At 54.0% G+C, this 2,500-nt stretch carries 1 tRNA gene and 2 rRNA genes (1 of these 3 cut by a window edge); all 3 read left to right on the top strand.

Going from position 1 to position 2,500, the window contains the following annotated elements:
• A 23S ribosomal RNA gene (locus tag ACR0AU_RS21790) occupies positions 1 to 1,924 on the top strand; it begins 908 nt to the left of the window's first position.
• Between the two features lie 190 nt (positions 1,925 to 2,114).
• Positions 2,115 to 2,229, top strand: a 5S ribosomal RNA gene (gene rrf / locus ACR0AU_RS21785).
• A 123-nt stretch (positions 2,230 to 2,352) separates the two neighbouring features.
• Positions 2,353 to 2,429 (top strand) — tRNA-Met (locus ACR0AU_RS21780).
• Positions 2,430 to 2,500: the final 71 nt, after the last annotated feature.

Below are 2,500 nucleotides of genomic sequence, written 5' to 3'. Positions count from 1 at the left end.
CACAGGCTTACTGATCCTAACCAAACTCCGAATACCCGGGAGTACTAGATGGCAGACACACTGCGGATGCTAACGTCCGTAGTGGAGAGGGAAACAACCCTGACCTACGACTAAGGCCCCCAATTCATGGCTAAGTGGGAAAGCAGGTGGGACGACCAAAACAACCAGGAGGTTGGCTTAGAAGCAGCCATCCTTTAAAGATAGCGTAACAGCTCACTGGTCTAAATAAGTTGTCCTGCGGCGAAGATGTAACGGGGCTCAAGCCATGAGCCGAAGTCTAGGGATGCGTAAGCATCGGTAGCAGAGCGTAGTGTGACATAGTTCCTATCCTCTTTAGCGATCTTCGGATCGCCTTGGAGGATATTTGGAGCTTTCGATGAAGCCGGGGCGTGAGCCATCCGGTGGAGAGATCACTAGTGAGAATGATGACATGAGTAGCGACAAAGAGTGTGAGAGACACTCTCGCCGAAAGTCCAAGGGTTCCTGCTTAAAGCTAATCTGAGCAGGGTAAGCCGGCCCCTAAGCCGAGGCCGAAAGGCGTAGGCGATGGGAACTAGGTTAATATTCCTAGGCCAGGAGGATGTGACGGATCACAGGTGTAGTTCAATCTTATCGGATTGATTGGGCTGCTGAGTGGTTCCTGGAAATAGCCCTCCATCAGACCGTACCCTAAACCGACACAGGTGGACTGGTAGAGCATACCAAGGCGCTTGAGAGAACGATGTTGAAGGAACTCGGCAAAATACCTCCGTAAGTTCGCGAGAAGGAGGCCCGGTTCCTAGGCAACTAGGGGCTGGGGGCACAAACCAGGGGGTGGCGACTGTTTATTAAAAACACAGGGCTCTGCGAAGTCGCAAGACGACGTATAGGGTCTGACGCCTGCCCGGTGCCTGAAGGTTAAAAGGAGAGGTGAGAGCCTTGAATTGAAGCCCAGGTAAACGGCGGCCGTAACTATAACGGTCCTAAGGTAGCGAAATTCCTTGTCGGGTAAGTTCCGACCTGCACGAATGGCGTAACGACTTCCCCGCTGTCTCCAACATCGACTCAGCGAAATTGAATTGCCTGTCAAGATGCAGGCTTCCCGCGGTTAGACGGAAAGACCCCGTGCACCTTTACTACAGCTTCGCACTGGCATCAGGATTGTGATGTGCAGGATAGGTGGTAGGCTTTGAAGCGGAAACGCAAGTATCCGTGGAGCCTCCCTTGAGATACCACCCTTCGCACTCTTGATGTCTAACCGCGGTCCGTTATCCGGATCCGGGACCCTGCGTGGCGGGTAGTTTGACTGGGGCGGTCGCCTCCTAAAGCGTAACGGAGGCGCGCGAAGGTTGGCTCAGAGCGGTCGGAAATCGCTCGTTGAGTGCAATGGCAGAAGCCAGCCTGACTGCAAGACTGACAAGTCGAGCAGAGTCGAAAGACGGCCATAGTGATCCGGTGGTCCCGAGTGGAAGGGCCATCGCTCAACGGATAAAAGGTACGCCGGGGATAACAGGCTGATACTGCCCAAGAGTCCATATCGACGGCAGTGTTTGGCACCTCGATGTCGGCTCATCTCATCCTGGGGCTGGAGCAGGTCCCAAGGGTACGGCTGTTCGCCGTTTAAAGAGGTACGTGAGCTGGGTTTAGAACGTCGTGAGACAGTTCGGTCCCTATCTGCCGTGGGTGTAGGAGACTTGAGAGGAGTTGCCCCTAGTACGAGAGGACCGGGGTGAACGATCCACTGGTGGACCAGTTGTCGTGCCAACGGCAGTGCTGGGTAGCTATGATCGGACAGGATAACCGCTGAAGGCATCTAAGCGGGAAGCCCCCCTCAAAACAAGGTCTCCCTGAGGGCCGTGGAAGACCACCACGTCAATAGGCCGGAGATGTAAGCGCAGTAATGCGTTCAGTTGACCGGTACTAATCGCCCGATAGGCTTGATTTGATCCAGTAATGGAAAGACAAATCACCAAAAGCATACACTGACCTTGAGTTGGATAACGTCGCAGCGCCAAGCCGCGATGTTGGTTGATTATATAACCGAGTGGCAACGCGCCTTTTGCAAGCAAAAGACGCTGCCTGCCACCTCGTCGCTTTCCTGCAAAGCAGGAAAGTCGACATGGGCTTTTCCTCGGTTTGGTGGTCATAGCGCAAGTGAAACACCCGGTCCCATCCCGAACCCGGAAGTTAAGCACTGCCGCGCCAATGGTACTTGGGCTTAAGCCCCGGGAGAGTAGGTCACCGCCAAACCTAGTAAAAGCCCACAGTCTCTCAAACACGATGAAAAGAACACTACCCGGTCTCAAGTAGCCGAATAGGCGATAGACCAACACAAGACCTCAAGTAGCGTAAGCGATAGGTCACTTAAAGTGTCGCGGGATGGAGCAGCCCGGTAGCTCGTCAGGCTCATAACCTGAAGGTCGCAGGTTCAAATCCTGCTCCCGCAACCAACTTTAGAAAATCCCAGAGCAGCCCGTGCAGACTAAAAACAGCCCACCGGACTGTTCGATTAACGATCAAA

The organism is Ruegeria sp. CG1 (assembly GCF_056537265.1).
The sequence above is the reverse complement of the archived record's forward strand: the minus strand, read 5'-3'. Positions and strand labels throughout refer to the sequence as shown.